The 3,623-nt window shown below is 34.0% G+C and carries 5 protein-coding genes; all 5 read right to left on the bottom strand.

Going from position 1 to position 3,623, the window contains the following annotated elements; all coding sequences use genetic code 11:
- Positions 1-120: 120 nt before the first annotated feature.
- Positions 121-657, bottom strand: a complete 537-nt coding sequence (locus A6E04_RS15550; protein WP_065611797.1) for a nucleotidyltransferase family protein — start codon at positions 655-657, stop codon at positions 121-123.
- Positions 658-1,377: 720 nt separating this feature from the next.
- Positions 1,378-2,088, bottom strand: coding sequence for a Cthe_2314 family HEPN domain-containing protein (locus tag A6E04_RS15545; RefSeq protein WP_065611796.1), 711 nt, complete (start codon positions 2,086-2,088; stop codon positions 1,378-1,380).
- A 138-nt stretch (positions 2,089-2,226) separates the two neighbouring features.
- Positions 2,227-2,859 carry a hypothetical protein gene (locus A6E04_RS15540; protein ID WP_065611795.1) on the bottom strand — a complete coding sequence of 211 codons (633 nt, stop codon included), beginning with the start codon at positions 2,857-2,859 and terminating at the stop codon, positions 2,227-2,229.
- 151 nt (positions 2,860-3,010) lie between these two features.
- Positions 3,011-3,226, bottom strand: coding sequence for a hypothetical protein (locus A6E04_RS15535; RefSeq protein ID WP_065611794.1), 216 nt, complete (start codon positions 3,224-3,226; stop codon positions 3,011-3,013).
- A 34-nt stretch (positions 3,227-3,260) separates the two neighbouring features.
- Positions 3,261-3,536 (bottom strand): hypothetical protein, encoded by a 276-nt coding sequence (locus A6E04_RS15530; RefSeq protein ID WP_065611793.1) that lies wholly within the window; start codon positions 3,534-3,536, stop codon positions 3,261-3,263.
- Between the last annotated feature and the right edge of the window lie 87 nt (positions 3,537-3,623).

Raw genomic sequence — 3,623 nt, 5'->3', positions numbered from 1 at the left:
CACAACGCCGCAATAACACGTTTACTACGACACAGACTTAGCTGAATTTTACCGCCTTAATCACTGAAACTAAAGACAAACCCACAACGCCGAATGTAGTAAATCGTGTTGATTGCTTTGTTATAACGCAGTTCTCAATTTAGACCAATGACCTAGCCAACCTTTCGACGTTACACGGTCACTGAAGATTTTTAAAGAACGCTTAGGATTATGTGTAACCTGCAAATTAAACAACGATTCAAAGCCAAAAGCAGAAATACATTCGTATTTACCATTGTCTAATTTTCGTATGGCTACCGCTGTTTCTTTTTCTGGCCAATAACTCATTGCGTCGATAATACTTAAATACGGTTTATCGCCATTTCGTTTGTGCATAATTGCTTGATTACGCACTTCCCAATTCAATTCTGGCATCAATGCAGAAAGCTGAGATTCGATTAGTTTGTAGTTTTCAGGATTAGATTCAGTTTCATCGAAATAAACAACATCAACGTCATTCAAAGGCGTAAATACTGATTTCTGATGCAAATGATCCCACACCAAATTTCGGACGAAACCAGCGGCTAAATAGCAATGAGGTAAATTGAGTTGTCGAACACAATCAAGAGCCTTGACCCTCAATTCATCTTTCTCAATTAATGTGATGATTCTATCCATATTCACCCTGCGTTATAACGCCTGCATAACACGTTTGCTGCTATGCAGATTAAGCTTAAATTTACCACTTAACACGGTAAACTTAAAGAAACCAAGAATGCCGAATGTAGCAAATCGTGTTAATGCGATTGTTATGTTTAAGAGAGATACTTATTGAATTGATTTTGATAAAGGGCAGATATACTGCCCTTACCAAGGTTATATTGGAAATAGTAACGTCAGCCATACAAATGCTTTGATGATTGCTGCTACATCAATAGAAACCATAAAGTTTCGAGTTTTTAAGGTAAACATAAAATTAGCCCAATAAACCCGAGCCGACTCAGGTATTAATCCTGAATTTTAACGTGGCTGGCCGCCACGCATATTTTACTGATAGCTAATCAAATAAAATACGATTTGGGAGCTTTCAGTTCGAGTGAAAGCAACGAAGTATCGAACCAGATAAACATAATCTTTATCGTAAGACAGACGAACAACGGTCACTGACACATCATCAATACGTTTAACTGTACTTCTCTTGCTAAGACATTGAAGTACAACACTTAACAAGTATCCCTATTATCTAACTAATTAAGGTTTTCGTCAAATTTTAAAAGTAAACATAACGCCTGCATAACACGTTTGCTACCATGCAGATTAAGCTAAATTTACCACTTAATGCGGTAAACCTAAAGAAACCTACAATGCCGAATGTAGCAAATCGTGTTGATGCATTTGTTATGTGCGTTCTAACAAGCCATTGTAAACAAAAGATAAACTTTCAATTAAATCTGTAACCAATTGATCCATCGCACTTGATACTTTCTGAAATTGATATATAGAATCTTTGATTACAACATCCTTAATTTCCTCTAAAGACATAATATCCGTAATGCTTTCAACTTGAGCTTCACTTTCTGAATTTTCGATAGCTTGAACAACACAAAGGTTTTTACTTGAAAAACCAGCTTGATGAGCGACTTTGTTTCGAGACTTTTTCAAGACATCTATTTCATCATTCATTTTTTTTAGAATCTTTGCAGATTCAGGAGAAAACCCCTTAAGCTGATTTTCTACCTTCTTATTTCCACCTAATTTTTCAATTTTTTTCTCTGCCATTAATATAGTTGACCCAGCTAAGAGGTAACAACGATCAACGACACTAGTTAAACGAAGTAAAAAATTTTCCACATGAAACGCATGATGCTCTGAAAAACTAAATTCAGTATCTGGATAGGTCTTTTTTTCAAGATACTCTAAGGTTAACGACATGTTTTTAAATGCATTATCTATTTCATACACTCTAGAAAATATACTTTGTGCATATATTTCTAAAGGTGATGCCGTATAGTTTTTTACATCATTTTCCAAAGCCTCTAATCCTTTCCCTATAGCTTTACAAACAAGTGGGAAAAATTGCCTAATATGATGATTTTCCGAATGAATCATAAATTATTCCTTTTAGCACATAACGCCTGCATAACACGTTTGCTACGATACAGACTTAGCTGAATTTTAACGCCTTAATCACTGAAACTAAAGGCAAACCTACAATGCCGAATGTAGCAAATCGTGTTGATGCATTTGTTATATTTTTGATGCTGCCATTAATAAACAGTAATTACTCACTGAACTAACATTCTCACCTAACCAATAAGCTTGCCTAAAACTAGCAGACCAATCATTTTTTAATTCTGAACAAATCGTACTTTCAGGCTTAATTAATACATTTTTTTTTGATTCCCAACGCTTCACTTGATTAGGTACATTATCAATACCACACCACCATTCTGGCATTGATTTTTTCCACTTAGTTTCCAACCACACATCAGATAACGCAATTACAAATTCACTATCAAAATCGACAATACCGCATTGAGTTACGAATTCTTTATTTGGACAATAGAGTCTTTCAATATCGCGGATTATTTCTTGTTTTTTCTTAGTATGAGACAAACGCTTCGCTTCGATATAAAACACAGATTTATACTTAGGAGAATAAACAAAACCATCAATATGTTGTTCTTTTGACTCCCAAGGAAACTCTAACCAAGACACGGCTTTTTCATCATCTAAACTGTGCATTAGTGCATTAATATAAATATGAGTTTGATTGGCTTCAGTAAATCCAGAACTACCTCTAGCAGGGTAAAAATTGTTTAATGTATTTTCATAAGTCGAGATCATTTTCTCAAATGATTTATTTATAATATGTTCCATCAATACCTCAAAAAAATATAACGCCTGCATAACACGTTTACTACTATACAATTATACTTAAAATTGACGCCCTAAAACGAGAAACACTCGGCAAACTGAGATTGCCGAGTGTAGTAAATCGTGTTGATGCAATTGTTAGGCAACTCTAACGTTAACCATTATACTCTTCTGCTAACATATAAAACTCAAATAAAAGTACATCTAGACCGTCTAGCAGAGGGTCATTTGGATGCTTTCGTTTCGTATTTTCGATTACGCGTTTGTAGTATGTATAATTAATCCTTTCCCTAGCATTAGTTCGAACTTTTTTAGCTTCTGAGGAAAATTGTCTTTTCAACCATTCAATTTGCTCAATAATTTCACTCATACAACAAACCTTTATAAAATATAATAATATTTGGCTAAACTTTAAAAAAGCCTGTTGTTTTAAACATTTCCCTATATATCGGGTTCATTACCTTTAATTCATCATTCAAGTTTTTAAGATTAAAATCTGATTTAAGCTCGATTATTACGGTAAGTTGTTCCAAATATGCTGATGTAGTACAGGAGAATAAACTAATATCTTCAACGAAAGCTTGAATAAAAATATCAGCTTCCTCATGTTCAGGAATAGTAGGACGATATGGTCTTAGATCGTCATCGGTCAAATAGCTAATGCTTAATTGATATTTCATTATTTCAATCCTTTAATATAAAGTTAAGACTAAATTTTATCATTTAATTGAATGTAATCACATGGTTGCTGGTGTGCCCCACAGAAT

Source organism: Aliivibrio logei (genome assembly GCF_001691055.1).
Classification (GTDB): Bacteria; Pseudomonadota; Gammaproteobacteria; order Enterobacterales; family Vibrionaceae; genus Aliivibrio; species Aliivibrio salmonicida.
The sequence above is the reverse complement of the archived record's forward strand: the minus strand, read 5'-3'. Positions and strand labels throughout refer to the sequence as shown.

Coding starts and splice junctions, on each gene's coding strand:
- A6E04_RS15530 (WP_065611793.1), bottom strand. CDS start 3,536: ATGAAATATCAATTAAGCATTAGCTATTTGACCGATGACGATCTAAGA.
- A6E04_RS15545 (WP_065611796.1), bottom strand. CDS start 2,088: ATGATTCATTCGGAAAATCATCATATTAGGCAATTTTTCCCACTTGTT.
- A6E04_RS15535 (WP_065611794.1), bottom strand. CDS start 3,226: ATGAGTGAAATTATTGAGCAAATTGAATGGTTGAAAAGACAATTTTCC.
- A6E04_RS15540 (WP_065611795.1), bottom strand. CDS start 2,859: ATGGAACATATTATAAATAAATCATTTGAGAAAATGATCTCGACTTAT.
- A6E04_RS15550 (WP_065611797.1), bottom strand. CDS start 657: ATGGATAGAATCATCACATTAATTGAGAAAGATGAATTGAGGGTCAAG.